This window comes from Enterobacter cloacae complex sp. P27C (assembly GCF_014895705.1).
In the GTDB taxonomy this organism is placed as follows: Bacteria; Pseudomonadota; Gammaproteobacteria; order Enterobacterales; family Enterobacteriaceae; genus Enterobacter; species Enterobacter bugandensis.
Genome location: NZ_JADBQB010000003.1, coordinates 216,882 through 242,923 on the forward strand (window position 1 = coordinate 216,882; position 26,042 = coordinate 242,923).

Consider the following 26,042-nt stretch of genomic DNA (forward strand, 5'->3'; position numbering starts at 1 on the left):
TTCTGGTTACTTGAATTCTCTCCCGAAACGCTGGGAGTGACGGACGGCTCTGTACAGCAAGGATATTGGCTTTTTACCTGTGCGTTGCTGACTGGTGGTTTGGTGTTATTTATTATTCTATTTTTTATTGTCACTCGCCTGTTCGGTGAGAAAAACTATAAAGCTATTAAGGCTGCTTCAACCGGAAAAGAAGTAATGGCTCAGGTTGAAAAGAAAAAGGATAATACATACTGGAATGAGTATTTAACTCTCAGAACCTCCCTCCGCCGTAGATATACCTTCTTCTGGCACCATAAAATCCGTCTCTTGCTAATCTCTGGTGATGATGCCGCGATCGAACAGCTTGTTCCAGGCCTGCAACAGCAGCAGTGGCTTGAAGGCAACCGTACCGTGCTGATTTACGGCGGAAGTCTGACCTCTGAGCCTGACCGAGAGAAATACACCGCGCTACGTAAACTGCGCCGCGGACGCCCGCTGGACGGGATTGTTAGGGTGATGCCCCAGTCGCTTAATCTGACTCCACAAATCAGCGATAACGATTTACGCGGGCTTGAAAAAATCAGCGAACTGCTGCGCTATTCCGCGCCGGTTTGGTTATGGCAATTTTGCGACAGTAAATGGTCGCAGGCTAAACGCACTGAACAGCCGGTCGGGGCCAGTTTCCCGATCCGTGCCAGAGCCGACGACATTACCCGACAGCTTGAAATGATGCTGCCCGAACTGCGGGCGCAGGGCGTGAACCAGATACTGGAGAATAACAACCACGATTTCCTGCTGCGTCTTGGCCAGCATCTCAAAGACGGCGGTATCGCCCGCTGGGCTCAGCAACTGCTGCCATGGCTCTACGACGCTCAGCAGCGCGTTCCGCTGCGCGGCCTGATGTTCAGCCTGCCGGAGAATAAATCTGCTGATACGTCAGGGGGAAAAGCCGACGCTGAGAAATATGTTCCGGAGTCACAACGCCATGCCCTGACTCTGCCGGTGACATGGCAGGGGATCGTTGACGACTGCACCCGTATACGTGGCCGCCGGGTCGGTATGGCATGGGAACAGACGCTCGCCTGGACGCTGGCGGCCATCATTGGTCTCTGGGGGGCGGGGCTGTTGATCTCGTTTATGCTGAACTATGGACAAATTACCTCTGTAGCAGGAAAAGCCCGCAACCTGGTTGAACATCCTTCGGTATCCGACTATCAGCTGACGGCGCTGCATGCACTGCGAAACGACGCCGGGCGCATGTTGCACAATATTCAGGAAGGCACGCCCTGGTATCAGCGCTTCGGTCTTGACCATAATCAGCAACTGCTAAACGCGATGCTGCCCTGGTACGGCGTGGCGAACAACCGGCTCATAAGCGACCCGGCAAATGCTGCCCTGGCGCAAAAGCTCACAGCGCTGGTCAGTTCAGCGCCAAACAGCGACCAGCGGGCGCAGCTGGCGAAACCGGGTTATGACCAGCTGAAAGCCTGGCTGATGATGGCTCATCCGGATAAAGCCGACGGTGCATTTTACGCGCAAGCGATGAAAACCGTGCAGCCGACGCGTATGGGCATCTCAACCGGGCTATGGCAGAGTCTGTCGCCGGATTTATGGGCCTTCTACATCTCTGAACTGCCAAAGCAGCCACAGTGGAAAATCACCCCTGAGGCGCAGCTGGTCAGCCAGAGCCGTCAGGTGCTATTGCAGCAGATTGGCCGCCGCAACGCAGAAAGCACGCTGTACGAAAACATGCTCAAATCTGTACGCCGTAACTTTGCCGATGTGTCTCTGGAGGACATGACCGGCGGTACCGATGCCCGTCGCCTGTTTACCACCGATGAAGTCGTACCGGGCATGTTCACCCGCCAGGCATGGGAGGGGGGGATTCAGCAGGCCATTGAGAAAGCGGCAAGCTCGCGCAAGGATGAAATTGACTGGGTATTGAGCGATTCCCGCAAAGCCGTATCGGCGGATCTCTCTCCGGAAGCGCTCAAAGCGCGCCTGACAGAGCGTTACTTTACTGACTTTGCCGGCAGCTGGCTGAACTTCCTCAACAGCCTGCGATTAAATCCAACAAACAATATTGCCGATGTCACCGACCAACTGACGCTGATGAGCGATGTCCGCCAGTCGCCGCTGATTGCCCTGATGAATACCGTCGCCTGGCAGGGGCAGACCGGCCAGAAAAGCGAAGGCCTTTCGGACTCCATCATCAAATCGGCTAAAGACCTCGTAGGCGGGAAAGACAAACCGGCGATTGACCAGTCAGCGTCAGGCCCACAGGGACCTCTGGATGAAACCTTCGGCCCGCTGCTTCAGCTTCTGGGTAAAAACAACGGCAGTAACGTCATGTCGGCTGACAACTCTCTGAGCCTGCAGACCTATCTGACCCGTATTACCCGCGTGCGCCTGCGCCTGCAGCAGGTGGCCAGCGCCTCAGACCCGCAGGAGATGATGCAGACCCTGGCGCAAACCGTATTCCAGGGCAAAAGCGTGGATCTGACCGACACCCAGCAGTACGGCAGCCTCATTTCGGCAAGCCTTGGCGAAGAGTGGAGCGGTTTTGGCAGCACGATGTTTGTGCAGCCTTTGACCCAGGCCTGGGAGACCGTGCTTCAGCCGTCGGCAGCAAGTCTGAATGACAAATGGAGTCGCTCAGTTGTGGCTAACTGGCATACGGCATTTGACGGGCGCTTCCCGTTCGCCGCGAGCAAGAGTGATGCCTCTTTGCCCATGCTGGCCGAATTTATACGTAAGGACAGCGGGCGTATTGAACGCTTCCTGACGACTGAACTCAGCGGTGTGCTGCATAAAGAGGGCAGTCAGTGGGTACCGGATAAGGTTAACAGCCAGGGGTTGAGCTTTAACCCAACGTTCCTGCGGGCGATTAATCAACTGAGCGAGCTGTCAGACATTCTGTTTACCGATGGCAGTCAGGGCATTAGCTTCGAGCTGCAGGCGCGCCCGGCACCGCAGGTAGTGGAAACTCAGTTGACCATTGATGGTCAAAAGCTGCACTACTTTAACCAGATGGCCGACTGGCAGTCCTTCCGCTGGCCGGGAGACACATACAAACCAGGAACAATGCTGACCTGGACCTCGGTCAACGCCGGAGCGCGTCTGTTTGGGGATTACAGCGGGACCTGGGGCTTTATTCGCTGGCTGGATCAGGGCAAGCGGCAGCAGCTTGACCGCAGCCAGTGGATGGTAAGTTTCACCGCCCCGGATGGTCGTACTCTGCAATGGGTACTGCGTTCACAGCTGGGCAGCGGGCCGCTGGCATTACTGGCACTGCACGGCTTCACGCTGCCGGATCAGATCTTCAGCGTCGACAGCGCGGCTACGGCTCAGGCGCTGATGGCCAACACGGAAAATAGTGACATGGATGGAATCGAATAATGACCACTCTTCAGAATCTGGTTGCCGCCTGCCAGGCGGACGAAATTGAACTACGACAGCAGGCGCAGGTACGAACAGAAAGCTGGCGGCCCTGGCTTGCCCCTGTCAGCGACACCAATCCTACAGGGGAAGATCCGGGTTATGACGATGATTTCCAGCGTATCAGAGAGGAGGTGAATAAACTCTCCGGCATCGATACCGGGCTGATTTGTACGCTTGCCGAAAAACTGCTGACCACCACCGCCAAAGATATCCGGATTGCCACCTATTACTGCTGGGCGCGTCTGCACCAGGACGGGGAAACCGGCTTTGCCGAAGGGCTTGAACTGCTGGCAGGATTGCTGCAGCGCTACGGAGTGCAGCTTCATCCGCAGCGGGAGCGAAGCCGTAAACCGGCGCTGGAGTGGCTCGCAGGCTCTCGTCTGCTCGATAGCCTCTCCCTCTGGCCGGAAGTAGTGCGCAGCGATGCTCAGCGCACTGCCGGTGCGCTGTTGCTCATCCGCGACAGTCTGGAGACAGAGCCGGAAACGTCACGGCCAGAACTGAATGCGCTGTTCAGCGCGCTGGAATCCCGCTTGATGAAGGCTGGTGGCGTAGATGCTTTGGTTCCTCAGAACGCCAGTGACTCGTCTCAGCCACAGATCTTATCGCACGTGACAGAACATGATGCGCCCGTCCTGAGCCGCATTTCGTCCGGTCAGGATTTATTGGCTCAGGCCCGTACCCTGGCAGGGTATTTGCGTGAACAACCGGATGGATGGCTTCCCGCACACCGGCTGATGAAAAGCCTGCGGCATGACACGCTGAGCGCTATCCCGGCTCCTGATGCAGAAGGGAAAACGCGCATCGAACCGCCGCGGGCTGACCAGCGGGCCATGCTCAAACGCCTTTACCTGCAGCAGAGTTGGCTGGAGATACTGGAGCACGCGGACAGCACCTTCTCGCGTGGCGCCAACCACCTCTGGCTGGATTTGCAGTGGTATATCCATCAGGCCCTGGTGAAATTGGGTCAGAATGTGCTGGCCGACATCATCGCCTCCGACCTGAAAGGGCTACTGCGTCGCCTCACCGGGCTTGAAACGCTGGCCTTTAATGACGGTACGCCGTTTGCTGATGAGGTCACGCTGAACTGGATAAATCAGAGCGTGCTGGACGATATGTCCTGCTGGCGTGATGAGCGAGTCAGTACTGCCAGTGAGGAGGACAACGATATTCTGACCCTCGAACAGGAAGCGCTTGAGAAGGCGGACACGGATGGCCTGGATGCCACGCTTCACTGGCTGCAGACTCTCCCGGGCAACGACTCCACGAAAGAAAAATGGCTGCTGCGCCTGCTAATGGCCCGCGTGGCGGAACAAAAGGGTAAGAACGAACTGGCCCTGCATCTGCTGGGGGAACTCGATGGCGCTGCACAGTCCATCACCCTCACGCAGTGGACCCCAGCGCTGCTATTTGAAGTCAAATCGCGCCGTCTCAGACTGCTGCGCATGAAAGCCACCCGCAGCGAAACCGATAAATCTCGGCTTCAGCCCGAGATGGATCAGCTTCTGGCCGGTCTGATTGCGCTCGATCCGGCAAGCAGCGCGGTGCTCTGCGGGTAAAACGCCTGGCCTACCTTTAAAATTCATCTATTCAGGTTTTTATGGACGATTTAACCCTGCGTTACTACGACGCTGAAATGCGCTACCTGCTTGAAGCCGGCGAAGAGTTTGCCCGCGCGCACCCCGAGCAGGCAGCAATGCTCAACCTCGATAAAGCGGGCGCGCGCGACCCGTACGTGGAACGCCTGTTCGAGGGCTTTGCCTTCCTGATGGGGCGATTGCGTGAAAAGCTTGATGACGACCTGCCTGAACTGACAGAAGGGCTGGTCAGCCTGCTCTGGCCGCATTACCTGCGCACCATTCCGTCGATGTCGGTGGTGGAGTTCACCCCTGACTGGCGCGAGATGAAAGAGCAGATGCGTATCGTCAAAGGCTTTGAGGTGAACTCAAGGCCGATTGGTGAGAAGGGCGCGCGCTGCCGGTATACCACAACCAAAGAGATTACTCTCCAGCCGTTGTCGCTTGAGCACGTCCGCCTGTCGACTGACCCTGACGGACGTTCGGTTATTAGTCTGCGGTTTAACTGCAGCCATCTCGCCGACTGGAGCCGTATCGATCTCAGCCAGCTCCCGTTCTACTTCAACGCAGATGCGCCGCTCGCCTGCGCCATGCATGAAGCCTTTACTATGAACACGGCGCGCCTGTGGCTGCGGATGCCGGGTGATATAGACAGAAGACCGTTTGACGGCTATTTCGCCGTGCTGGGATTTGACGATGATGACGACCTTTGGCCGAAGGGGAGCAGTAGTTTTAGCGGCTATCAGCTGCTGCTGGAGTACTTCACCTTCCGTGAGAAATTCATGTTTACCGGCCTGCGTGGGCTGGAGACCGTAGTCTTTCCGGCTGAACTCCCTTGGTTTGAAATCGACGTGGTGCTGGCAGAACGCTGGGAACATGATTTCAGCTTTACCGAAAAGCATCTGCGCCTGAACTGTGTGCCGGTGATCAACCTGTTCCCGCTGGAATCTGACCCGCTGACGCTCAACTCCCTGCAGACCGAATACATGCTGCGACCGATGCGGGTGCAGGACGGCCATACTGAGATTTACTCTGTGGACTCGGTAATGTCATCCAGCCAGCATACCTACGTGCCGTTCTCGAGCTTCCGTCACAAAGGCGGCATGATGCGTCATGAAGCCCCGGAATATTATTATCACACTCGTGTGCGGCGCGGCCCGTCAGGTCTGTACAACACCTGGCTTATTCTGGGCGGTGAAGCCTTTGATAACCACACAGTACCAGTAGATGAAAGTCTGTCCCTGACGCTCACGGGCACAAACGGCCAGCTCCCGCGGCGAGCGCTGCAGAGCACCGTGCTCGATACAGTGATGAAAACGACTTCAGCCAGTATTGCCGTGCGCAACCTGTGTGCGCCAACGCTGCCCTGTTATCCCCCGGCACAGGACCGTTTTCACTGGCGTGTGCTGAGCCACCTCGGCAGCGGGTTCCTGTCAATGATGGATAACGCCGACGTGCTGCGCGGCACGCTGGCGCTGTACGAGTGGACTGACAGCGAGATGAACCGCCGTCGTCTGGAGGCGATTATCGACGTGAAGCACAGTGAAACCGAACGCTTTGAGCAGGGGTACCTGGTACGCGGGGTGCAGATTGAGGTGACGCTGGACAGCCACGGTTTTGCCGGGCGCGGCGACATCTGTCTCTTCGGCGAGATGCTGAGCCGCTTCTTCGCGCTCTACACCGATATCTATCTGTTTAACCGCCTGATTATTATCCTGCAACCGACCGGAGAACGCCTGGAATGGGAAGAGAAGCACAACCGCCGTATTCCCGGCTGACCCCGCGGCTGGAGGCCGATCTTCATCGCATTAACTTTTACCGTTTATGTCAGCTGCTGGAGAAACGCAATCCTGGAAGGCCGCTGATGGGCTCAACCAGTCACCCCTCCGATGACCCGGTACGCTTTGCGCCGCATCCGGGGATGGGGTTTCCGGTTAGCGAACTGAGGGCTGTCGAGTATGACGAAGACGATGACGGCAAGCCGCCGGTTATCCGCACCACCTTTATGGGGATGTACGGCGTCGACTCACCACTGCCGACAGCCTATCTCGATGACATCACCCAGCGCCGGGAAGGGCATGAGGCGCTGCAGGGCTTTCTGGATATTTTCAGCCATCGCATCCTGACGCAGTTTTACCGCATCTGGCGCAAATACTCCTATCCCGCAACGTTTGAGCCGGGAGGAACAGACACCATTTCGCAGTCGCTGCTGGGTCTGGTGGGGCTGGGCATACCGGGCACTGCGAACCACATTGCCACACCGGTGTCCCGCTTTCTGGCGCTGCTGGGTGTGCTGCAGCAGCCGGGCAAAACCCAGGAGGGAATGCAGGCCCTGGTGACACTGCTGGCCCCGGATACTCTCGTGAAGGTCAGTCCATACTGCCTTCGACCGGTGGAGGTCAGTCAGCAACTGGGCTTCTACGGTGATGACGATTTTCAACTGGACGGCAATACCCCGCTGGGTGACGAAGCAATGGATGCCAGCAGCCAGCTGCTGATTGCCCTGTCCACCGAAAACGAACAGGAATCGCAGGGCTGGAAACCGGACGGTCTGCTGTATCAGGACTTTCTGGTGATGCTGCGTGTCTACCTCGGCTGGCGTTTTAAGGCAAAGATCACCCTCACCACTCTGACCCGCCTGCTGGCCGCTCCGCCGCTCGGCGAAGGACCTTTCTGGCTGGGCATGAACGGCGTGCTGGGTGCCGAGGCCGAGGGGGATAGCCTTCCGGATGATTTACCTGAAACCTTCACGACAGAGCTGGGTTATTACAGCGGGCTGGAGCCTGCGAAACCGCAACAAGGAAACCGACGTGTTACGTACAAGTTTAAATAAAGCCACGCGCTGGCTAATGCCTCTGATGGCGCTCATTTTGACAGGCTGCGGGGTGACCCAAAGCGTCACCGACGGCACCAAATCGGCGTTTACTTCTGTGTTCTATAAAAAAATTAAAATCCTGCATCTGGATTTCACCGCGCGTGAGGCGCTGAACACCGACTCCCGCGAAAATAACTCACTGTCTGAGCCTGTTGTGGTGCGGGTTTATCAGCTTAAAGACCGCAAAACTTTTGATCAGACGGTTTACCAGCAACTGCTACAGGATGATGCCAGCATTCTGAAAGACGACATGCTGGCCAGTCGTGACGTCGTGGTGAAGCCGGGCGGGGATGCAAGCCTTGATATGCCGATGGAAGAAGAAGCGCAGTTTGTTGCTGTAGTGGGGCTGTTCCGCCGTCCGGACATGACTAACGACACCTGGAAGCAGGTTATCAAGCGCAGCGATCTGGATCCGGATAAACCGCGCATTCTGGAAGCCGGCGATAACCATCTGACGCTGCAACCGCTTAAGGACGACTGATGCCCCAGGAACATAACACACCTTCGCTCTATGAAATGCTAACCGGAAATTTTACCGGCGGCCTAGAGCTTAACCAGGTCAGTGAGCAGAACCAGGTGATTTTATCGGTACTTGATAACATGCAGCGCGTTCTCAACTGTCGCGCCGGCACGCTGGCGCATCTGGCCGACTACGGGCTGCCTGATATGACGAAAATTCTGCAGGGTATGCCTGGAACGGCCCATGAGCTTATGGGCACATTGTCTGCCGTCCTGCTCAAATATGAACCCCGACTGAAAAAAATAGATGTGGTTTTGCTGGAGCAGGACGTACCCGGCGAACTGCGCTATGCCATTGACGCTGAACTTAAAGGGGTTGGGCTGGTGCGCTACGGCACCGAGTTTATGCCTGAAGGACGGGTTCTGTTGAGGCACCTCAGGCAACAGCAGTATCTCGACACGTCAACGCGTATATGAGGTCAGTTAGCACAATGTCAATAAAATCACAGTTCTTGAAAAAATTGCAGGCCAGACAACCTGCGCCGGCTTTGCCTTGCAGCAAGAGTCAGATAGACATAGCTGAGTTTCGCCAGCGAATGGAGCGACTTCAGACGCAGATGGATGAGTGGCTGACAGGTACCGGACTGAACGTGGAGCCGCTGGCGGCATCCGTTTCGGACCTGCTGGTGGAGGGAGGGGCTTTCGAGATTTCCGGTATCGTTCTGCGTTATGACAACCGGGCAGTAAAATTTATGCCGGTATTTTTGTATGGTCAGGGCGTGGCTGGCTGTGTCGAGATAACATTCTGTTCCGGGAAAAATGTTATTTCTCAAGGCCGCCTGTTCATGCGGGTTAGGGGAGTGAGTAACTGGACTTATAGTCCCCCTGATACATCGCCTGAGTCTGGACAACGATTTGATGAAGCTATTTTTTTCGGTCTGATTTTAGCGCTGTTGCCATAGCGTTAATATTCATCCCCTTTATTAGTTACTCAGCACTGGACCGCGAAACAATCATGGAAGCAATAATGAAAAAACTCAGCCTCTTTCTAATGTTGAGTGTGTTTTTTACCTTACAGGCTGAGGCTGCACGAGGAAGACAGCCCTGTTCAGGTTCAAAAGGAGGAATTGCACATTGCACCTCGGATGGTCGTTTTGTCTGTAACGACGGCAGTTTTAGCCAGTCGAAGCGATTCTGCTCCGGGTACGGTAACGCCATAACTCACCAGCAGGAAAAGCCTTCCCTTCCCGCCAGTAAAACACGGACGAAAAAGACGGTAACTCAGAAAAAGAAGGAGCAACAGGCCCTGGCAGAAAGCGACGAGCCGGTCAGTACGCAACCCCGTCAGCCCACATGCGCTCCTCTCTATATGGCAAACAAACCCGGCTTCACCCATTTACCGATTTGTTCAGGGAATCAGTATTAATCCATGTGAAAGAGATTCTTTGCCACGGTGTGGATTGAATAAACTGGATTGCAAGAAGAAAGGAAATAAATAAAAATGGCACGAAGAAAAAAAGATAACAATGCCGCGGGAATTATTCTGGTTATTATTGGTGTAATTGCGTGGGGTATTTATGTCGCAGTAAGAGCATTAATTAATTTGAATGAGCGATTTATTGAATCTGTGTCGAATCCAGCAGGGATAATCGCTCTGTTCTTTGGCTTGCTGATAGCCGTTGCATTGATAATACGGATTTTCATTTACCGGGGCTTCCGTAATAGAACAGCGGAGCTTGAACGGGCCGTGTTTGACCTGGCACAGAAAGAGAAAGCCTTTGAAGAAACGGTCAGTACTGAAGTGGCTCGCGGCCTGTATCAGGAAAAGAAACAGCTTTCGGGTCAGTGGGAGGAATTTCACAATGCCAGAAAAAAAGCCTCTCGGGCACTGCAGCGTATTGTGGACACAGCATATAAATTCAAAGTCAAAACACTGCTCTCCGGCACCACGGTAAATAACTGGCAAAGCAAGTACGACCAGCTCAGGAAGGAGAGAGAGGCTTACTCAGCTATCAGTGAAAAAATCAATTTTCTCGAGCTTGAGGATAACGCCGACTGGGAAAGCGTAAAACAGCAATTTCTGGATAAGGTCGCCCTGCTGGAAAAAGCGCAGGAAGAAAAAGAATTTCAGGCCGAGCTCAACCGTCAGATGCGAGAAGAAAAGCAGCGTCAGGACGAACTGGACAGGCAGCAGCACGAAGCGGAAGAGGAAGAGCAACGCCTTGCTGAACAACAGCGTTTACTGGAGGAAGCTCTACTTGCCGCTGAAGGTGCTCACAGGGAAGAACTGGAAAGACAGCGCCTGGAGTTGGAGCAGAAAATTCAGGACGTCCACCAGCAGTATGAACGCGCCAAATCCATGGCCCAGCTTACAAAACAGGGACATGTGTATGTGATTTCGAATATCGGCTCTTTCGGTGAAAACGTCTTCAAAATCAGTATGACCCGACGACTGGAGCCCATGGAGCGCGTAAAAGAACTGAGTGGTGCCGCCGTGCCTTTTGATTTTGACGTTCACGCCATGATTTCCTGCGATGACGCCCCCGCGCTTGAAAAGACGCTGCATGACCATCTGGAAAGCTACCGGATTAACAGAATTAACCTGCGTAAGGAGTTTTTCCGTGTCGAGCTCAGCAAAATTATCGATGAGGTAGAACGTCACCATGGTCAGGTTGAATATATTGCAGACCCTGTTGCCCTACAGTATCTGCAAAGTCTTGAATATGCAGAAAGCGAAGCAGCATAAACGATAATTCGGCATAGTTCCTCAAGTAAAAGGAATACCTGGTCATGAATGACATCACCCCGCGTAAAATAAAAACCGGCGGCGACCCGCGCACGCTTCCGGAATATACCTCCCTTCGTAATGAATTGAATAAACTAAGCCATCCAGCGCGCCCGGATGTCAACTGGGTATACGTTGAAAAACGCTGCCTTTCATTATTCGAGCAAAACGGCGTTGAGTTGCAGACCGCAGCCTGGTACACCCTTGCCCGTACGCACCTGTCTGGATTAGCTGGTCTGAATGAAGGGCTCGCTATCCTGGAGGCGCTGATTAGTCGTCAGTGGGATGTTCTCTGGCCGCAGTCGCTGCAGGTTCGTATGGAAATCCTTAGCAGCCTGAGCCAGCGACTGCAGCAGCACATGCGTATGCTTCCATTAAATAACGGTAATCTTCGCGAACTTTATAGCGCTGAAGCGTTGCTTACACGCCTGGGCGAGGTGCTTCAGCGCCTTGAGCTCAAACACCTTAGCCAGTTTGATACGTTACGAATGGTGATACATTCAAGCGCAGCAAGGCTGGAAACCAGTACAGGCATGACAGACTTGAATGGGAGCGGGCCCGGCAGTGAATCGCCTCCGGAGAGGACAGAGCCGATCGAAGCGGTGAAATGGGTCTATGTTGCGCAGCAGGAAACCGAGCCGAAGAGTGAGGACCGTATGGCGGCTCACGGGTCTGTCAGACCATGGAAACCTTTTGTCGCTGGGGCGTGTTCTGCGCTGCTGGCCTGCGTCGCCGTAGCGTGGGGAGGGGGCTTTCTGTCCAGACCCGATCCCTTAACGACTCAAGCCATTGCCTCGCTGGCGCCGTTACCTGAAGTGCTTACACCTGTTCAGCAAGACGCGTTAACGCAGCGAGGAACGTTACCGTCTACGTTTATCTCAGATACGCAGCAGCAGCTTGCACGGCTGGATAAACTGTCTCCTGACTGGAATATTTCCTACAGCCTACAGCTGTTAAAGCAGCTCCAGACATTACGGCCCGAAGAGGCTAAAGCGCTGATAATACAGTGGCAAAAAAAGTTTAACGCGACGGCGTTGCCCGTAGACGCAATGAACAGCTGGTATCAGGGGATGATGACGCTTCAGCAACTGAGTGATCGGCTGAGTCGTCTGGATGAGCAAAAAGGAAAATATATAACCGTGAGTGAGCTAAAATCCGTGGTTTTTTCGACTATACAGTCATTTAATCATGCGATACCCGCTGAAGAGCAGCTCAGGCGCCTGTCGCAGTACCCTGCAGGAAGTGCGCTCCCTGAAGCAGAAAAGACCCAACTTGAGCTTCACCTAAAGCAACTGGCAACGCGTTATGCTCAAATAAAGCAGGATGCTTCTGCTCAATGAGTTTTTGCAGCGAACAGACTAATTTGGGTTAAAAACAGAGGAAGATAAAAGTGTCCCCTGCAGGAATCGAACCTGCAACTAGCCCTTAGGAGGGGCTCGTTATATCCATTTAACTAAGGGGACGAGGCGGCACGAGTATAGCGTTATTTACACTTTGCGTTAAGCGCGTGGCCGCCTGACTGCTCAAAGAGTCACCATTCAGGTTGATTTTTTTGCTGCTTTATCCTTTTCTGCCTGCGCCTTAAGCTCGGCTTTGCGTTTATTCGACATGTCGTTACGGATTTGGGCATGGCTTAACAGCGCGAAGATAAACGTTCCGCCGCAGATATTCCCCGCCAGCGTCGGAATGGCGAACGGCCAGAAAAAATCGCTCCAGTGAAGCGTACCGTTAAAGACCAGGTAAAGTATCTCAACGGTACCGACCACGATATGCGTGGTATCCGCCAGCGCAATTAGCCATGTCATGAGTATGATCACCACGATTTTAGCGCTACCGGCAGAAGGGAACATCCACACCATTGTGGCGATAATCCACCCAGAGATAATGGCATTAGAAAACATTTCGACCGGCGTGTTTTTCATCACATCCATGCCAATTTTCACAAACGCGTCCCGGGTGGGTTCATCAAATATCGGCATATATTCAAATGCCCAGGCCGCGATGCCCGTGCCGATGATATTTCCCAGCAGAACCACGCTCCAGAGCCTCATCAATAAACCAAAATTGCCGAGGGTGGGGTTTTGCATCACCGGCAGTACGGCGGTCACCGTGTTCTCCGTAAACAGCTGCTGGCGTGCCATGATGACGATAATAAAGCCGAAGGTGTAGCCGAGGTTCTCCAGTAAAAATCCGCCGGGCACGCCCTCCAGCTGCACATGAAATATCCCTTTAGCAAGCAGCGAGGCGCCCATTGACAGTCCAGCCGCGATAGCTGACCAGAAGAGGGCCATGGCATCGCGCTCCATCTCCTTTTCCCCGTCCTGGCGTATATGTTCGTGAATTGCCATCGCGCGGGAGGGGAGGCGATCCTCATCAATCACTATCTCCTCCCCGCGCGCTTTCTCCTCGCTTTCAATTTCATGTTCCTCATTACTTTCGCCAATTTTGTCTTCACCCACTTCTTTCATATCTGCTCCCGGAGGTTGATCTTTCTTTTAAGCGTAGCGGCTTTTATCGGGATGCCTGTGGGGATGCTCTTAAATTGACGGGAATGACAACAAAGGTGATACATCTTGTTCAAAGACATTATAAAATTGCCAGCGAAACGAATTCCAAAAGTCAGGCTATGCTGAGATCAGAGTCACGGTGATTACTGCCCGTAACTGTACTCATAGACATCGGTAAACGTGCTGTTACAATCACTTGCACGTTTTCAGACGGAGCGCCAGATGCTCCGTTACGGATGGCAATCAACGATAGCCATACTGAACAGGGAGATATTTATGAAACTTCGGCTGTCGGCGCTTGCGCTGGGCGCGACGATGCTTGTGGGCTGCGCCAGCTCCGGGGAGCAAACGGGACGCTCCGATCCTCTCGAAGGATTTAACCGCTCTATGTATAGCTTCAACTACAACGTGCTGGACCCGTATGTGGTTCGCCCGGTGGCAGTAGCATGGCGCGATTACGTTCCACAGCCCGCGCGTAACGGGTTAAGCAATTTTACCAGCAACCTCGAAGAGCCTGCGGTGATGGTCAACTATTTCCTGCAGGGCGATCCTTATCAGGGGATGGTGCACTTTACCCGCTTCTTCCTGAACTCCATTCTGGGGATGGGTGGTTTTATTGATGTTGCAGGTATGGCAAACCCGAAACTGCAGCGTGAACAGCCGCACCGTTTCGGCAGTACGCTGGGGCATTATGGTGTCGGTTACGGTCCTTACGTCCATCTGCCGTTCTATGGCAGCTTCACCGTGCGTGATGATGGCGGCGATATGGTCGATACGCTGTATCCGGTTCTGTCGTGGCTGACCTGGCCGCTGTCGGTGGGTAAATGGACGGTGGAAGGGATTGAAACCCGTGCGCAACTGCTCGATTCAGACGGTCTGCTGCGCCAGTCGTCCGATCCGTACATTATGGTGCGTGAAGCGTACTTCCAGAATCATGACTTTATCGCCAACGGCGGCAAGCTGAAGCCGGAAGATAATCCAAACGCGAAGGCAATTGAAAACGAACTCAAAGATATTGATTCGGAATAAATAAAAAAGGTGAGCAACGCTCACCTTTTTTGATCCCTGCGCGATTAGAACGCGTAGTTGAAGTTAGTACCGAACAGCCAGGCTTTACCTTCAGAGGTAAATTCGTACGGGCCTTCCTTGAAGGTCACTTTCTGGCCATGCATATAAGATACGCCCGCATCGACAGAAGCATTCTCGTTGAACGCGTAGGTTGCACCAGCACTCACCCAGAAGCGGTCCTGATCCGGAATGGAAATGGAGCGCTTATCAGCCGGGACCGGGCTGTCGTCGAATGCGATACCGGTACGGAATGTCCAGTTATCATCCATATAATAGGTGGTACCCAACGCAATGCGATAGGCGTCGTGGAAGCTCTCGTCCTTATAGAACAGCGTTTGACCGTTGGTGCCGGTCGCTTTCAGCTCCTGGAACTGGCTCCAGCTGGTATAGGCCAGGCTATAGTGAATAGCCCACTGTGGCGCTACGCGGTTGTAACCCGAGACTTCCCACATTTCTGGCAGATGCAGTGACAGTGAGCCAGGAACAGTTTGACCGGAAGTCCCCCACGGGATAGTGGTACCCGCACCAGGGACCAGGCTGTTGACCGGCGTCAGGATGCCGCTCTTGTAATCGCCGTCGAAGTCAATTTTTACTTCGGAACGATAGGTCAGGCCCCAGCGGTTGTTTTTGTCCAGCTCGTACAGAATACCGGCGTTCCAGCCATAGCCCCACTCATCGCCCTTCAGGCTGGCAATTTTGTTGCTGTTTTTCGGCAGGCGAGCCGTTTGTTCACCGGCGTAACGCTCAATTTTTGCATCGGCGTAGACGGCATCAAAGCCCAGACCGAAGCTCCAGCTGTCGTTCAGACGATAAGCACCGCTCAGGTTCAGGTTTAGCGTTGTCAGGTCTGTTTTACCGCCGTATTCGCCTGCCGGGTAGTTGTTATTGAACTCGGTAGCAAGGCCATAGTTAGACGTGACGGATGCGCCCCAGCCAAATTGTTCATTGATTGGTGCAACGAAGTGCAGGTTAGGTACCCACGCCGTTGGCGCAATGTTATCTGCTTTCAGGCTCGCACCAGAAGGTGACGTGCCGGAAATGTTGACATCAGGATCGATATACACCGCACCAGCAGAGAAGGTCGGGCGATCGAACATCATGATTAATGCAGGGTTACGGCTTGCGTTACCCGCATCATCAGCGATTGCACCTTCCCCTGAATACGCACGGCCAAGGCCAGAGGAAGAAAATTCGTTTAGCTGAAAGCCCGCTGACCAGGCGGAAGTAGAGACGATTGCCACTGCGACTGCCAGCGCAGTCTTGTTGAACAGGGTTTTCTGGCTCATGACCATAACCTCATTGAGTTATTTTTATTCAATAATTGTTACATACCGTAACAGGAGCGCGAAGTGTAGGGTCTGAGGTATGACAGACAAATCAGACCAGTGGCCAGAGTATAGGTCCGACCAGCCTGAATGTTGCAAGTTTGTTTATTAATATTTTCAAACATGTTTCTTGAAACGAGATCTGGTTGGCAAAATTGTGACCATCGCGGCTCACCCAAAAGGGTGGTTTTTGTTTTAGATCATTTTTTAGTGTGATATCGGTCACTTATCCGATTTTGCGCCATTAACGGCTGGAGAGAGCCAGCGCTGGGGCGTAAAATATCAGCATCGTGTTTATCTCGCGCGCTGCGCGAATACAGAGGAAATTGAGCTATGAGTAAATGCAGTGCTGATGAAACCCCGGTTTGCTGCTGTATGGATGTTGGCACCATCATGGACAACACCGATTGCACCGCGTCTTACAGCCGTGTCTTCACCAACCGCGCCGAAGCCGAAGAAACGCTGGCCGCGCTGAGCAAGCGCGCGCGTGATGTGGAGTCCGATCCGTGTGAAATCAAATCTACCTTCACGGAAGTGGACGGCGGCGTGAAGCTGGATATCGACTTTGTGTTTGCCTGCGAAGCTGAAACGCTGATTTTCCAGCTCGGTCTGCGTTAATCCTTTTTGCCCGGCGGCGCTTCGCTTGCACGGGCCTACGATCGTGTAGGCCGGGTAAGGCACCGTCGCTACCCGGCAACAAACCGCACAATTGCCTCTGCCATGCAGGGGCATTTTCTTTTTCTTCTCTGTGTTTTACCTCGCATTTTTAAGCTTCCCCGATTGGCTGAATGTAAAAAAATGGTTAAGACTGTTATCAGGTCAGACCACTTTATAGTCATGTAAAATTTTTCACAGGGGAAGGTTATGAGTCAGGCATTACCGCTAATCACCCGACAAGGTGACCGCATTGCCATTGTCAGCGGTCTGCGTACGCCGTTTGCACGTCAGGCGACGGCGTTTCACGGTATACCGGCTGTCGATCTGGGGAAAATGGTAGTGGGGGAAATGCTGGCTCGCAGCGAAATTCCGCCTGAGGTCATCGAACAGCTGGTCTTCGGCCAGGTGGTACAGATGCCTGAAGCCCCTAACATTGCGCGGGAGATTGTTCTCGGTACCGGCATGAACGTTCATACCGATGCCTACAGCGTCAGCCGCGCGTGCGCGACCAGCTTCCAGGCGGTAGCAAACGTGGCGGAAAGCCTGATGGCGGGCACCATTCGCGCTGGGATTGCAGGTGGCGCCGATTCTTCCTCCGTACTGCCGATTGGCGTCAGTAAAAAGCTGGCCCGCATTCTGGTGGATGCCAATAAAGCCCGGACCACCGGTGCGAAGCTCAAACTCTTCTCGCGTTTACGCCTGCGCGATCTCATGCCCGTGCCACCTGCCGTCGCGGAATACTCGACTGGCCTGCGAATGGGCGATACCGCCGAGCAGATGGCCAAAACCTACGGCATCACCCGCGAGCAGCAGGATGCGCTGGCGCATCGCTCGCATCAGCTGGCAGCGAAAGCCTGGTCGGAGGGCAAACTCACCGACGAGGTCATGACCGCCTACACGCCTCCCTATCGAGAGCCTCTTACTGAAGACAACAATATTCGTGGCACCTCGACGCTGGCGGATTACGCCAAACTGCGCCCGGCGTTTGACCGCAAGCACGGCACCGTGACGGCGGCCAACAGTACGCCGCTGACCGATGGTGCTGCTGCGGTGATCCTGATGACGGAGTCGCGTGCAAAAGAACTGGGCATCACGCCGCTGGGCTATTTGCGCAGCTATGCCTTTACCGCCATTGATGTCTGGCAGGACATGCTGTTAGGTCCGGCGTGGTCCACGCCGCTGGCGCTGGATCGCGCGGGGCTAACCCTGGCGGATTTAACCCTGATTGATATGCACGAAGCCTTTGCCGCGCAAACCCTGGCAAACGTGCAGCTGCTGGCAAGCGAGCGTTTTGCACGCGACGTGCTGGGCCGCGCCCATGCCACCGGCGAAGTGGATCAGAGCAAATTCAACGTGCTGGGTGGGTCGATCGCCTACGGCCATCCGTTTGCGGCCACGGGTGCGCGAATGATCACCCAGACACTACACGAACTCCGTCGCCGCGGCGGCGGGTTTGGTCTCGTCACCGCCTGCGCGGCGGGCGGCCTTGGGGCAGCAATGGTTCTGGAGGCTGAATAATGGATATGCCATCTGCATTTAATCTGACGGTTCGCCTCGATAACGTCGCGGTTATCACTATTGATGTGCCTGATGAAAAGATGAATACCCTGAAGGCTGAATTCGGCACTCAGGTTCGCGCCATGCTCAAGCAGATCCGCGAAAATAAAGCGATTCGTGGTCTGGTCTTTATCTCGGCTAAGCCGGATAACTTTATTGCCGGGGCCGATATCAACATGATCGCCCGAGCGAAAAGCGCGCAGGAAGCTGAAGATCTGGCGCGTCAGGGACAGCAGGTGATGGCTGAAATCAACGCTCTGCCGATTCCGGTTATTGCCGCGATCCACGGTGCCTGCCTGGGCGGCGGGCTGGAGCTGGCGCTGGCCTGTCACAGCCGTATCTGCACTGACGATCCGAAAACCGTTTTAGGGTTGCCAGAAGTGCAGTTAGGCCTGCTGCCGGGATCGGGTGGAACACAGCGTCTGCCGCGTCTGGTTGGGGTTAGCACCGCCCTGGAGATGATCTTAACCGGCAAGCAGCTACGCCCCCGTCAGGCACTGAAAGTAGGGTTGGTTGACGACGTCGTTCCGCACACCATTCTACTGGACGCTGCCGTTGAGCTGGCGCTGAAGGGACGTCAGGCAAAACGTCCTCTCCCCGTACGCGAGCGCGTGCTGGCAGGGCCACTGGGGCGCGCGCTGCTGTTCAACATGGTAGGCAAAAAAACCGAGCAAAAAACCAAAGGCAACTACCCGGCGGCAAAGCGCATTCTGGAAGTGATGGAAACCGGGTTGTCGCAGGGCAGCAGCAGCGGCTATGCCGCTGAAGCCAAAGCCTTTGGCGAACTGGCGATGACGCCGCAGTCGCAGGCGTTGCGCAGCATCTTCTTCGCCAGTACTGAGGTGAAAAAAGATCCGGGCTGCGAGGCAGAGCCTGCTCCGCTGCGCGCCGTTGGCGTGCTGGGCGGTGGGCTGATGGGCGGCGGAATCGCGTTTGTTACCGCCAGCAAAGGCAAATTGCCCGTGCGTATCAAAGACATCAGCGCAAAGGGCATCAACCACGCGCTGCAGTACAGCTGGCAGAACCTTGATCGGAAGGTCAAACGCCGCCATATCAAGGCAAGCGAACGTGATAAAACCCTGGCGACGATCTCCGGCACGACGGATTACAGCGGTTTTGCGCACCGGGACCTGGTGATTGAAGCCGTATTTGAAGACCTGGCGCTTAAGCAGCAGATGGTGGCTGACGTGGAGCAGCACTGCGCGCGGCACACTATTTTCGCCTCAAACACCTCGTCTTTACCGATTGGCGATATCGCGGCGAAAGCTGCTCGTCCGGAGCAGGTCATTGGTCTGCACTTTTTCAGTCCGGTCGAAAAAATGCCGCTGGTGGAGGTGATCCCGCACGCCACGACCAGCCCGCAGACCATCGCCACCGTGGTGAAGCTGGCGAAAAAACAGGGTAAAACCCCGATCGTGGTCGCGGACAAGGCTGGCTTCTACGTCAACCGTATTCTGGCTCCCTATATCAACGAAGCGATGCGGCTGCTGACGGAAGGGGAGAAAATCGAGCACGTTGACGAGGCGCTCGTAAAGTTTGGCTTCCCCGTCGGTCCAATCCAACTTTTGGATGAGGTGGGAATAGACACCGGCACTAAAATTATACCTGTGCTGGAAGCGGCTTATGGCGATCGTTTTACCCCGCCTGCAAACATTGTTTCTGCAATTTTGAAGGACGATCGCAAAGGCAGAAAAAATGAACGCGGTTTCTATCTTTACGGCGCGAAAGGGCGTAAAAGCAAGAAACAGGTCGACCCTTCGGTTTATGGGCTTATTTCGGCCACCGGTCAGGGAAAACTGTCTGCCGTTCAGTGCGCAGAACGTTGCGTCATGATGATGCTCAATGAAGCGGCGCGCTGCTTTGGTGAAGAGGTGATCAAGAGCGCACGCGATGGCGACATCGGCGCGGTATTTGGTATTGGTTTCCCGCCGTTCCTTGGCGGCCCGTTCCGTTACATGGATACGCTCGGTGCGGGTGAAGTGGTTGTCATTTTGCAACGTCTGGCCTCGCAATACGGTCCGCGGTTTACACCGTGTGACGAATTATTGCAGATGGCGGAGCGGGGCCAGACATTCTGGCCTGCAAGGGAAACTGATTTCGTAAACTGAAGTCAAAGAAGGGTAAATCCTGAGGTGAATGAACCTGTTCTGGCGATTTTGTAAACAGAGATTGACTATACTTACGCCATTGAGGTAAAAAACAGCGTTTCATTCACCGAATGGATCAGGCACAATGCCCGGCCATCGGGTTTTCTACCTCAGAGCATTAATCGCGGGTAGTTAACGCCGGTGATTCTGGTTAACAAAAGCGGTGCAATATGCAAGTTTTTATCATGCGTCACGGCGACGCGGCACTCGATGCCGCCAGTGACTCAGTACGTCCTTTAACCGTCTGTGGCTGTGACGAATCCCGTCAAATGGCGACGTGGCTTAAAGGTCAAAAAGTGGACATTGAACGTGTTCTGGTGAGTCCGTTCCTGCGTGCAGAACAGACGCTGGACGTGGTAGGGGAGTGTATGAACCTGCCATCCAGCGTGGACGTTCTCCCTGAGCTGACGCCATGCGGCGATGTCGGTCTTGTCAGCGCTTACCTTCAGGCGCTGTGCAATGAAGGTGTTGCTTCCGCACTGGTCATTTCCCACCTGCCGCTGGTCGGCTATCTGGTATCTGAGCTGTGCCCGGGCGAAACGCCGCCAATGTTCACCACTTCCGCCATTGCCAACGTCACTCTCGACGAAACCGGCAAAGGGGTCTTCAACTGGCAAATGAGCCCGTGCAACCTGAAGATGGCAAAAGCCATCTGACGTGACGTGTGACAGGGCGGGGGTACTACGTGTTTCCCGCCCTTCTGTCAGGGCAACTCTGGCGGCTGCCACTCCTCAACTTCAATCAACACCAGCAATGCAGCATCGCCGCCGTACTCTTTCGGTGCCTGATGAAACGCCATCACGTGCGGGTGCTGAGCCAGCCACAGCGGCGTCTGTTGCTTCAGAATGTGTTTACCGTGGCCGTGCATCACGCAGGCGCAAAAAACGTGTTCGCGGCGACAGGCGGCAATCAACGCCCCCAGCTCCTGTTTCGCCTGCATCTGCGTTAAGCCGTGCAGATCGAGAAACAGCTCCGGCGAATAATCTCCGCGTCCTAACTTTTTCAGCTCAAAATGGCTGACGTCTTCGCGCACGTACTTCACAGCCCCTTGCGTATTGAGCAGCGGCTGAAATTCATCTGAAAAATAGTGGCTGTTATCCGCCTGCTCCTGGAGCAGCCGTTTGACCGGAACTTCGCTGATTTTTTTACGCTGCGGACGGTGGACAATCGTGTCCTGCGCGATTTTACGCGTCCCGGTCATCAGCTGGCGGAAGAGAGCCTGATCCTCCTCGCTGAGCGATGTTTTCTTTTTCATTCGTCATTCTCATCTCGTATTTCCGATAGTGTACCCGACTAAACGCATTTTTTAACCTCAAGCGGTACGCGTCATTGCTGATTTATCGCCGTCTTCATGGCAAACTAGCCGCCGAAAATTATGCGAGCATGCCCTGGAGGAAAGAGTGGATAAAATATTTGTCGATGAAGCAGTAAACGAGCTGCATACCATACAGGACATGTTGCGCTGGTCGGTTAGCCGCTTCAGCGCCGCCAATATCTGGTACGGTCACGGTACCGATAACCCGTGGGACGAGGCCGTTCAGCTGGTGCTGCCGTCTCTTTACCTGCCGCTGGACATTCCGGAAGACATGCGCACCGCGCGCCTGACCTCCAGCGAAAAACACCGCATCGTTGAGCGCGTGATCCGTCGCGTAAACGAGCGCATTCCGGTCGCCTATCTGACCAACAAAGCCTGGTTCTGCGGCCACGAGTTTTACGTCGATGAACGCGTGCTGGTACCGCGCTCGCCGATTGGTGAGCTGATCAACAACCACTTTGAAGGCCTGATTAACCATCAGCCGCAGCACATTCTCGATATGTGCACCGGCAGCGGCTGCATCGCTATTGCCTGCGCCTACGCTTTCCCTGAAGCGGAAGTGGACGCCGTCGATATCTCCACCGACGCGTTGGCCGTGACCGAACACAACATTGAAGAGCACGGCCTGATCCATCACGTCACGCCAATCCGCTCTGACCTGTTCCGCGACCTGCCGACGCTGCAATACGATCTGATCGTCACTAACCCGCCGTACGTCGATGCAGAAGACATGTCCGATCTGCCGAACGAATACCGTCACGAGCCGGAGCTGGGCCTGGCGTCGGGCTCGGACGGCCTGAAGTTGACCCGCCGCATTCTGGCCTGCGCGCCGGATTATCTGACCGACGACGGCGTTCTGATTTGTGAAGTGGGCAACAGCATGGTACATCTGATAGAGCAGTACCCGGATGTGCCGTTCACCTGGCTTGAGTTCGACAACGGCGGTGACGGCGTCTTTATGCTGACCAAAGCGCAGCTGCTCGACGCGCGCGAGCATTTCAGCATCTATAAAGATTAATCCAGCGGGCTTCGGCCCGTTTCACAACGCTCAAACACAAACAACAACATCGGAGCCGTGATGGCAGGAAACAGTATTGGACAGTTATTCCGCGTGACCACCTTTGGCGAGTCGCACGGGCTGGCGCTGGGCTGTATCGTTGATGGCGTACCGCCAGGCATCGAACTGACCGAAGCAGATTTACAGCACGACCTTGACCGCCGTCGTCCGGGCACCTCTCGCTACACCACGCAGCGTCGCGAGCCGGACCAGGTCAAAATTCTCTCCGGCGTTTTTGAAGGCCGCACCACCGGCACCAGCATTGGTCTGCTGATTGAAAACACCGATCAGCGCTCTCAGGACTACGGTGCTATCAAGGACGTGTTCCGCCCAGGCCATGCCGACTACACCTACGAGCAAAAGTACGGCTTTCGCGACTATCGCGGCGGCGGACGCTCTTCCGCGCGTGAAACCGCGATGCGCGTGGCCGCTGGCGCTATTGCAAAAAAGTATTTGCAGCAGAAATTTGGCATCGTCATTCGCGGCTGTCTGACCCAGATGGGCGACATTCCGCTGGCGATCAAGGACTGGGATCAGGTCGAACAAAACCCGTTCTTCTGCGCCGATGCCGATAAGCTTGACGCGCTGGACGAACTGATGCGCGGCCTGAAAAAAGAGGGCGACTCCATTGGCGCGAAAGTCACCGTGGTGGCAGATGGCGTCCCGGCTGGCTGGGGCGAGCCGGTATTTGACCGTCTCGACGCCGATATCGCCCACGCGCTGATGAGCATCAACGCGGTGAAGGGCGTCGAGATTGGCGACGGCTTCGACGTGGTGGCGCTTCGCGGCAGCCAGAACCGCGACGAAATCACGAAAGCGGGCTTCCAGAGCAACCATGCGGGCGGCATTCTCGGCGGTATCAGCAGTGGACAGCAGATTATTGCCAACATCGCGCTGAAGCCGACCTCAAGCATCACCGTGCCGGGCCACACGATTAACCGCTCAGGCGAAGAAGTTGAGATGATCACCAAAGGTCGTCACGATCCGTGCGTGGGGATCCGCGCGGTGCCGATCGCGGAAGCGATGCTGGCGATCGTGCTGATGGATCACTTCCTGCGCCAGCGCGCGCAGAACGCGGACGTGACGACCACCATTCCACGCTGGTAAACATGAAAAAAACCGCAATTGCTCTGCTGGCGCTGCTGGCCAGTGGAGCCAGTCTGGCCGCCACGCCGTGGCAAAAAATCACCCATCCGGTGGCGGGAAGCGCGCAGTCCATCGGCGCCTTCTCTAACGGCTGTATCGTGGGCGCGCAGGAGCTGCCGCTGCAATCAGATACCTATCAGGTGATGCGTACCGACCAGCGTCGTTACTTCGGCCACCCTGATCTGGTGCTGTTCATTCAGCGACTGGGGAACCAGGTGCATAACCTGGGGCTGGGGACGATGCTGATTGGCGATATGGGGATGCCTGCCGGTGGTCGCTTTAACGGCGGGCACGCCAGCCACCAGACGGGACTGGATGTCGACATCTTCCTGCAGCTGCCGAAAACGCGCTGGACGTCTGCGCAGCTGCTGAAGCCGCAGGCGCTGGATCTGGTGTCGCGCGACGGCAAAAGCGTGGTGCCATCACTGTGGTCACGGGATATTTCGAGCCTGATCAAGCTGGCGGCGAAAGATAACGACGTCACGCGGATTTTCGTCAACCCGGCGATCAAGCAGCAGCTTTGCCTGGATGCGGGGACGGATCGCGACTGGCTGCGCAAAGTGCGCCCGTGGTTCCAGCATCGTGCGCATATGCACGTGCGTCTGCGTTGCCCGGCGAACAGCCTTGAATGTGAAGATCAGCCGCTACCGCCGCCAGGCGATGGCTGTGGTTACGAACTGCAAAGCTGGTTTGAGCCGGCAAAACCTGGAACCTCTAAGCCTGAGAAGAAGACACCGCCTCCGTTGCCGCCTTCCTGCCAGGCGCTACTGGATGAGCATGTACTTTAATGGATAACTTCGTCGATCTGTTTATGGTGTCACCGCTGCTGCTGGTGGTGCTGTTCTTTGTGGCCATGTTGGCCGGTTTTATCGATGCGCTCGCGGGCGGCGGCGGGCTGTTAACCGTGCCCGCGCTGCTGGCGGCGGGCATGAGCCCGGCGCAGGCGCTTGCCACCAATAAGCTGCAGGCCTGCGGCGGCTCGCTTTCGGCGTCGCTCTATTTTATCCGCCGCAAGGTGGTGAATCTCGCCGACCAGAAGCTCAATATCCTGATGACCTTTATCGGCTCAACGTCGGGCGCGCTGCTGGTGCAGCACGTGCAGTCGGATATTTTGCGCCAGATCCTGCCGATTCTGGTTATCTGCATCGGTCTCTATTTCCTGCTGATGCCTAAGCTCGGTGAGGAAGACCGGGCGCGGCGGCTGCACGGCCTGCCGTTTGCGCTGATTGCCGGTGGCTGCGTCGGCTTTTACGACGGCTTCTTTGGCCCGGGGGCAGGCTCGTTTTACGCGCTGGCGTTCGTGACCCTGGCCGGCTTTAACCTCGCCAAATCCACCGCCCACGCCAAGGTGCTGAATGCGACCTCGAACGTCGGCGGCCTGCTGCTGTTTATCATTGGCGGCAAGGTTATCTGGGCAACCGGGTATGTGATGATGGCAGGGCAGTTTTTGGGCGCGCGCGCAGGCTCGCGTCTGGTATTAAGCAAAGGGCAAAAGCTGATCCGCCCGATGATTGTTGTCGTCTCGGCGGTGATGAGCGCCAAACTTCTTTATGACAGCCATGGACAGGAGATCCTCACCTGGTTGGGGATGAACTAATGAACAGTACGCATAAATACGAACAGCTGATTGAGATCTTCGATAGCTGTTTTGCTGATGATTTTAATACCCGTCTGATTAAAGGCGACGACGAACCGATCTATCTTCCTGCTGATGCAGAGGTTCCGTACAACCGCATCGTCTTTGCCCACGGCTTTTACGCCAGCGGTTTGCACGAGATTTCGCACTGGTGCATCGCGGGGAAAGCGCGTCGCGAGCTGGTGGACTTCGGTTACTGGTACTGTCCGGACGGGCGCGACGCCGCCACCCAAGGCCAGTTTGAAGACGTGGAAGTGAAGCCGCAGGCGCTGGAATGGCTGTTCTGCGTGGCGGCGGGCTTCCCGTTCAACGTGAGCTGTGACAACCTTGAAGGTGACTTTGAGCCAGACCGTATCGTCTTCCAGCGCCGCGTGCATGCGCAGGTGATGGAGTATCTTGAGAAAGGCATCCCGGAACGTCCGGCGCGCCTGATCGAGGCTTTACAGAATTATTACCACACGCCGGAGATCACGGCGGAATGCTTCCCTTGGCCGGAAGATCTTTAACAGAG

23 protein-coding genes and 1 tRNA gene are annotated in these 26,042 nt (G+C 55.3%); 20 read left to right on the forward strand and 4 right to left on the reverse strand.

The window, feature by feature from the left end; translation table 11 throughout:
• Positions 1-195 precede the first annotated feature (195 nt).
• The 10 genes from IM291_RS07220 (at position 196) to IM291_RS07265 (ending at position 12,456) form a co-directional block, all read left to right on the forward strand.
• Positions 196-3,378: an ImcF-related family protein gene (locus IM291_RS07220; protein WP_370552179.1), complete on the forward strand. Its 3,183-nt coding sequence runs from the start codon at positions 196-198 to the stop codon at positions 3,376-3,378.
• The gene (gene tssA / locus IM291_RS07225) at positions 3,378-4,979 is read left to right on the forward strand and encodes a type VI secretion system protein TssA (protein WP_192986455.1); all 1,602 of its coding nucleotides are present in this window, start codon (positions 3,378-3,380) and stop codon (positions 4,977-4,979) included. The genes IM291_RS07220 and tssA overlap by 1 nt, the downstream gene beginning before the upstream one ends.
• A gap of 41 nt (positions 4,980-5,020) precedes the next feature.
• Entirely contained in the window at positions 5,021-6,775 is a 1,755-nt protein-coding gene (gene tssF / locus IM291_RS07230) for a type VI secretion system baseplate subunit TssF (protein ID WP_088204751.1), read from the forward strand.
• Positions 6,739-7,830, forward strand: coding sequence for a type VI secretion system baseplate subunit TssG (gene tssG, locus IM291_RS07235; RefSeq protein ID WP_126326740.1), 1,092 nt, complete (start codon positions 6,739-6,741; stop codon positions 7,828-7,830). Before tssF ends, tssG begins: the two co-directional genes overlap by 37 nt.
• Positions 7,808-8,353 carry a type VI secretion system lipoprotein TssJ gene (gene tssJ, locus IM291_RS07240; protein WP_192986457.1) on the forward strand — a complete coding sequence of 182 codons (546 nt, stop codon included), beginning with the start codon at positions 7,808-7,810 and terminating at the stop codon, positions 8,351-8,353. The genes tssG and tssJ overlap by 23 nt, the downstream gene beginning before the upstream one ends.
• On the forward strand, positions 8,353-8,808 hold the full coding sequence (gene tssE / locus IM291_RS07245) for a type VI secretion system baseplate subunit TssE (protein ID WP_126300726.1): 456 nt from the start codon (positions 8,353-8,355) through the stop codon (positions 8,806-8,808). Before tssJ ends, tssE begins: the two co-directional genes overlap by 1 nt.
• 14 nt (positions 8,809-8,822) lie before the next feature.
• The gene (locus IM291_RS07250; protein WP_126300727.1) at positions 8,823-9,293 is read left to right on the forward strand and encodes a hypothetical protein; all 471 of its coding nucleotides are present in this window, start codon (positions 8,823-8,825) and stop codon (positions 9,291-9,293) included.
• A gap of 65 nt (positions 9,294-9,358) precedes the next feature.
• Complete coding sequence (locus IM291_RS07255; RefSeq protein WP_167401636.1) at positions 9,359-9,757, forward strand: hypothetical protein; 399 nt, start codon at positions 9,359-9,361, stop codon at positions 9,755-9,757.
• Between the two features lie 75 nt (positions 9,758-9,832).
• Complete coding sequence (locus IM291_RS07260) at positions 9,833-11,077, forward strand: GIY-YIG nuclease family protein (protein ID WP_192986459.1); 1,245 nt, start codon at positions 9,833-9,835, stop codon at positions 11,075-11,077.
• Between the two features lie 44 nt (positions 11,078-11,121).
• Entirely contained in the window at positions 11,122-12,456 is a 1,335-nt protein-coding gene (locus IM291_RS07265) for a VasL domain-containing protein (RefSeq protein ID WP_192986461.1), read from the forward strand.
• A gap of 51 nt (positions 12,457-12,507) precedes the next feature.
• On the opposite strand, the gene IM291_RS07270 is transcribed toward IM291_RS07265, so the two are convergent.
• Positions 12,508-12,579, reverse strand: a tRNA-Arg gene (locus IM291_RS07270).
• 75 nt (positions 12,580-12,654) lie between these two features.
• Positions 12,655-13,584: a formate/nitrite transporter family protein gene (locus tag IM291_RS07275; RefSeq protein ID WP_192971250.1), complete on the reverse strand. Its 930-nt coding sequence runs from the start codon at positions 13,582-13,584 to the stop codon at positions 12,655-12,657.
• Positions 13,585-13,899: 315 nt separating this feature from the next.
• Between IM291_RS07275 and mlaA the strand changes: the two genes are divergently transcribed.
• A complete protein-coding gene (mlaA, locus tag IM291_RS07280) occupies positions 13,900-14,652 on the forward strand; it encodes a phospholipid-binding lipoprotein MlaA (RefSeq protein ID WP_028013975.1) in 753 nt (250 codons plus the stop codon).
• 44 nt (positions 14,653-14,696) lie between these two features.
• Here mlaA and fadL read toward each other — a convergent pair whose 3' ends face one another.
• On the reverse strand, positions 14,697-15,977 hold the full coding sequence (fadL, locus tag IM291_RS07285) for a long-chain fatty acid transporter FadL (RefSeq protein ID WP_041908871.1): 1,281 nt from the start codon (positions 15,975-15,977) through the stop codon (positions 14,697-14,699).
• Between the two features lie 372 nt (positions 15,978-16,349).
• Here fadL and IM291_RS07290 point away from each other — a divergent pair, with 372 nt between their 5' ends.
• The 4 genes from IM291_RS07290 (at position 16,350) to sixA (ending at position 21,033) form a co-directional block, all read left to right on the forward strand.
• Positions 16,350-16,634: a YfcZ/YiiS family protein gene (locus IM291_RS07290; protein ID WP_028013973.1), complete on the forward strand. Its 285-nt coding sequence runs from the start codon at positions 16,350-16,352 to the stop codon at positions 16,632-16,634.
• Between the two features lie 246 nt (positions 16,635-16,880).
• Positions 16,881-18,191 (forward strand): acetyl-CoA C-acyltransferase FadI, encoded by a 1,311-nt coding sequence (gene fadI, locus IM291_RS07295; protein WP_041908875.1) that lies wholly within the window; start codon positions 16,881-16,883, stop codon positions 18,189-18,191.
• Entirely contained in the window at positions 18,191-20,338 is a 2,148-nt protein-coding gene (gene fadJ, locus IM291_RS07300; protein ID WP_192986462.1) for a fatty acid oxidation complex subunit alpha FadJ, read from the forward strand. Before fadI ends, fadJ begins: the two co-directional genes overlap by 1 nt.
• A gap of 209 nt (positions 20,339-20,547) precedes the next feature.
• A complete protein-coding gene (gene sixA / locus IM291_RS07305) occupies positions 20,548-21,033 on the forward strand; it encodes a phosphohistidine phosphatase SixA (protein WP_003861375.1) in 486 nt (161 codons plus the stop codon).
• Between the two features lie 47 nt (positions 21,034-21,080).
• Here sixA and smrB read toward each other — a convergent pair whose 3' ends face one another.
• Positions 21,081-21,632 (reverse strand): endonuclease SmrB, encoded by a 552-nt coding sequence (gene smrB, locus IM291_RS07310; RefSeq protein ID WP_192986464.1) that lies wholly within the window; start codon positions 21,630-21,632, stop codon positions 21,081-21,083.
• Between the two features lie 145 nt (positions 21,633-21,777).
• Here smrB and prmB point away from each other — a divergent pair, with 145 nt between their 5' ends.
• The 5 genes from prmB to IM291_RS07335 are packed head-to-tail and all read left to right on the forward strand — an operon-like array spanning position 21,778 to position 26,037.
• On the forward strand, positions 21,778-22,710 hold the full coding sequence (prmB, locus tag IM291_RS07315) for a 50S ribosomal protein L3 N(5)-glutamine methyltransferase (protein ID WP_023312578.1): 933 nt from the start codon (positions 21,778-21,780) through the stop codon (positions 22,708-22,710).
• 60 nt (positions 22,711-22,770) lie between these two features.
• Entirely contained in the window at positions 22,771-23,856 is a 1,086-nt protein-coding gene (gene aroC / locus IM291_RS07320) for a chorismate synthase (RefSeq protein WP_028013970.1), read from the forward strand.
• A 2-nt stretch (positions 23,857-23,858) separates the two neighbouring features.
• Positions 23,859-24,683, forward strand: coding sequence for a penicillin-insensitive murein endopeptidase (mepA, locus tag IM291_RS07325; RefSeq protein ID WP_041908880.1), 825 nt, complete (start codon positions 23,859-23,861; stop codon positions 24,681-24,683).
• Positions 24,683-25,492: a sulfite exporter TauE/SafE family protein gene (locus IM291_RS07330; protein ID WP_192986466.1), complete on the forward strand. Its 810-nt coding sequence runs from the start codon at positions 24,683-24,685 to the stop codon at positions 25,490-25,492. The genes mepA and IM291_RS07330 overlap by 1 nt, the downstream gene beginning before the upstream one ends.
• Positions 25,492-26,037, forward strand: coding sequence for an elongation factor P hydroxylase (locus IM291_RS07335; protein ID WP_045259677.1), 546 nt, complete (start codon positions 25,492-25,494; stop codon positions 26,035-26,037). The genes IM291_RS07330 and IM291_RS07335 overlap by 1 nt, the downstream gene beginning before the upstream one ends.
• The last annotated feature ends 5 nt before the right edge of the window (positions 26,038-26,042 follow it).

Excerpts from the sequence above, each read along its gene's own strand:
- IM291_RS07330 (WP_192986466.1), top strand. The coding sequence starts at position 24,683 with ATGGATAACTTCGTCGATCTGTTTATGGTGTCACCGCTGCTGCTGGTG.
- IM291_RS07275 (WP_192971250.1), bottom strand. The coding sequence starts at position 13,584 with ATGAAAGAAGTGGGTGAAGACAAAATTGGCGAAAGTAATGAGGAACAT.
- fadJ (WP_192986462.1), top strand. The coding sequence starts at position 18,191 with ATGGATATGCCATCTGCATTTAATCTGACGGTTCGCCTCGATAACGTC.
- fadI (WP_041908875.1), top strand. The coding sequence starts at position 16,881 with ATGAGTCAGGCATTACCGCTAATCACCCGACAAGGTGACCGCATTGCC.
- tssE (WP_126300726.1), top strand. The coding sequence starts at position 8,353 with ATGCCCCAGGAACATAACACACCTTCGCTCTATGAAATGCTAACCGGA.
- tssA (WP_192986455.1), top strand. The coding sequence starts at position 3,378 with ATGACCACTCTTCAGAATCTGGTTGCCGCCTGCCAGGCGGACGAAATT.
- IM291_RS07290 (WP_028013973.1), top strand. The coding sequence starts at position 16,350 with ATGAGTAAATGCAGTGCTGATGAAACCCCGGTTTGCTGCTGTATGGAT.
- sixA (WP_003861375.1), top strand. The coding sequence starts at position 20,548 with ATGCAAGTTTTTATCATGCGTCACGGCGACGCGGCACTCGATGCCGCC.
- IM291_RS07265 (WP_192986461.1), top strand. The coding sequence starts at position 11,122 with ATGAATGACATCACCCCGCGTAAAATAAAAACCGGCGGCGACCCGCGC.
- mlaA (WP_028013975.1), top strand. The coding sequence starts at position 13,900 with ATGAAACTTCGGCTGTCGGCGCTTGCGCTGGGCGCGACGATGCTTGTG.
- IM291_RS07255 (WP_167401636.1), top strand. The coding sequence starts at position 9,359 with ATGAAAAAACTCAGCCTCTTTCTAATGTTGAGTGTGTTTTTTACCTTA.
- mepA (WP_041908880.1), top strand. The coding sequence starts at position 23,859 with ATGAAAAAAACCGCAATTGCTCTGCTGGCGCTGCTGGCCAGTGGAGCC.
- smrB (WP_192986464.1), bottom strand. The coding sequence starts at position 21,632 with ATGAAAAAGAAAACATCGCTCAGCGAGGAGGATCAGGCTCTCTTCCGC.
- IM291_RS07220 (WP_370552179.1), top strand. The coding sequence starts at position 196 with ATGGCTCAGGTTGAAAAGAAAAAGGATAATACATACTGGAATGAGTAT.
- IM291_RS07250 (WP_126300727.1), top strand. The coding sequence starts at position 8,823 with ATGTCAATAAAATCACAGTTCTTGAAAAAATTGCAGGCCAGACAACCT.
- IM291_RS07260 (WP_192986459.1), top strand. The coding sequence starts at position 9,833 with ATGGCACGAAGAAAAAAAGATAACAATGCCGCGGGAATTATTCTGGTT.
- tssG (WP_126326740.1), top strand. The coding sequence starts at position 6,739 with ATGGGAAGAGAAGCACAACCGCCGTATTCCCGGCTGACCCCGCGGCTG.
- fadL (WP_041908871.1), bottom strand. The coding sequence starts at position 15,977 with ATGAGCCAGAAAACCCTGTTCAACAAGACTGCGCTGGCAGTCGCAGTG.
- IM291_RS07335 (WP_045259677.1), top strand. The coding sequence starts at position 25,492 with ATGAACAGTACGCATAAATACGAACAGCTGATTGAGATCTTCGATAGC.
- aroC (WP_028013970.1), top strand. The coding sequence starts at position 22,771 with ATGGCAGGAAACAGTATTGGACAGTTATTCCGCGTGACCACCTTTGGC.
- tssF (WP_088204751.1), top strand. The coding sequence starts at position 5,021 with ATGGACGATTTAACCCTGCGTTACTACGACGCTGAAATGCGCTACCTG.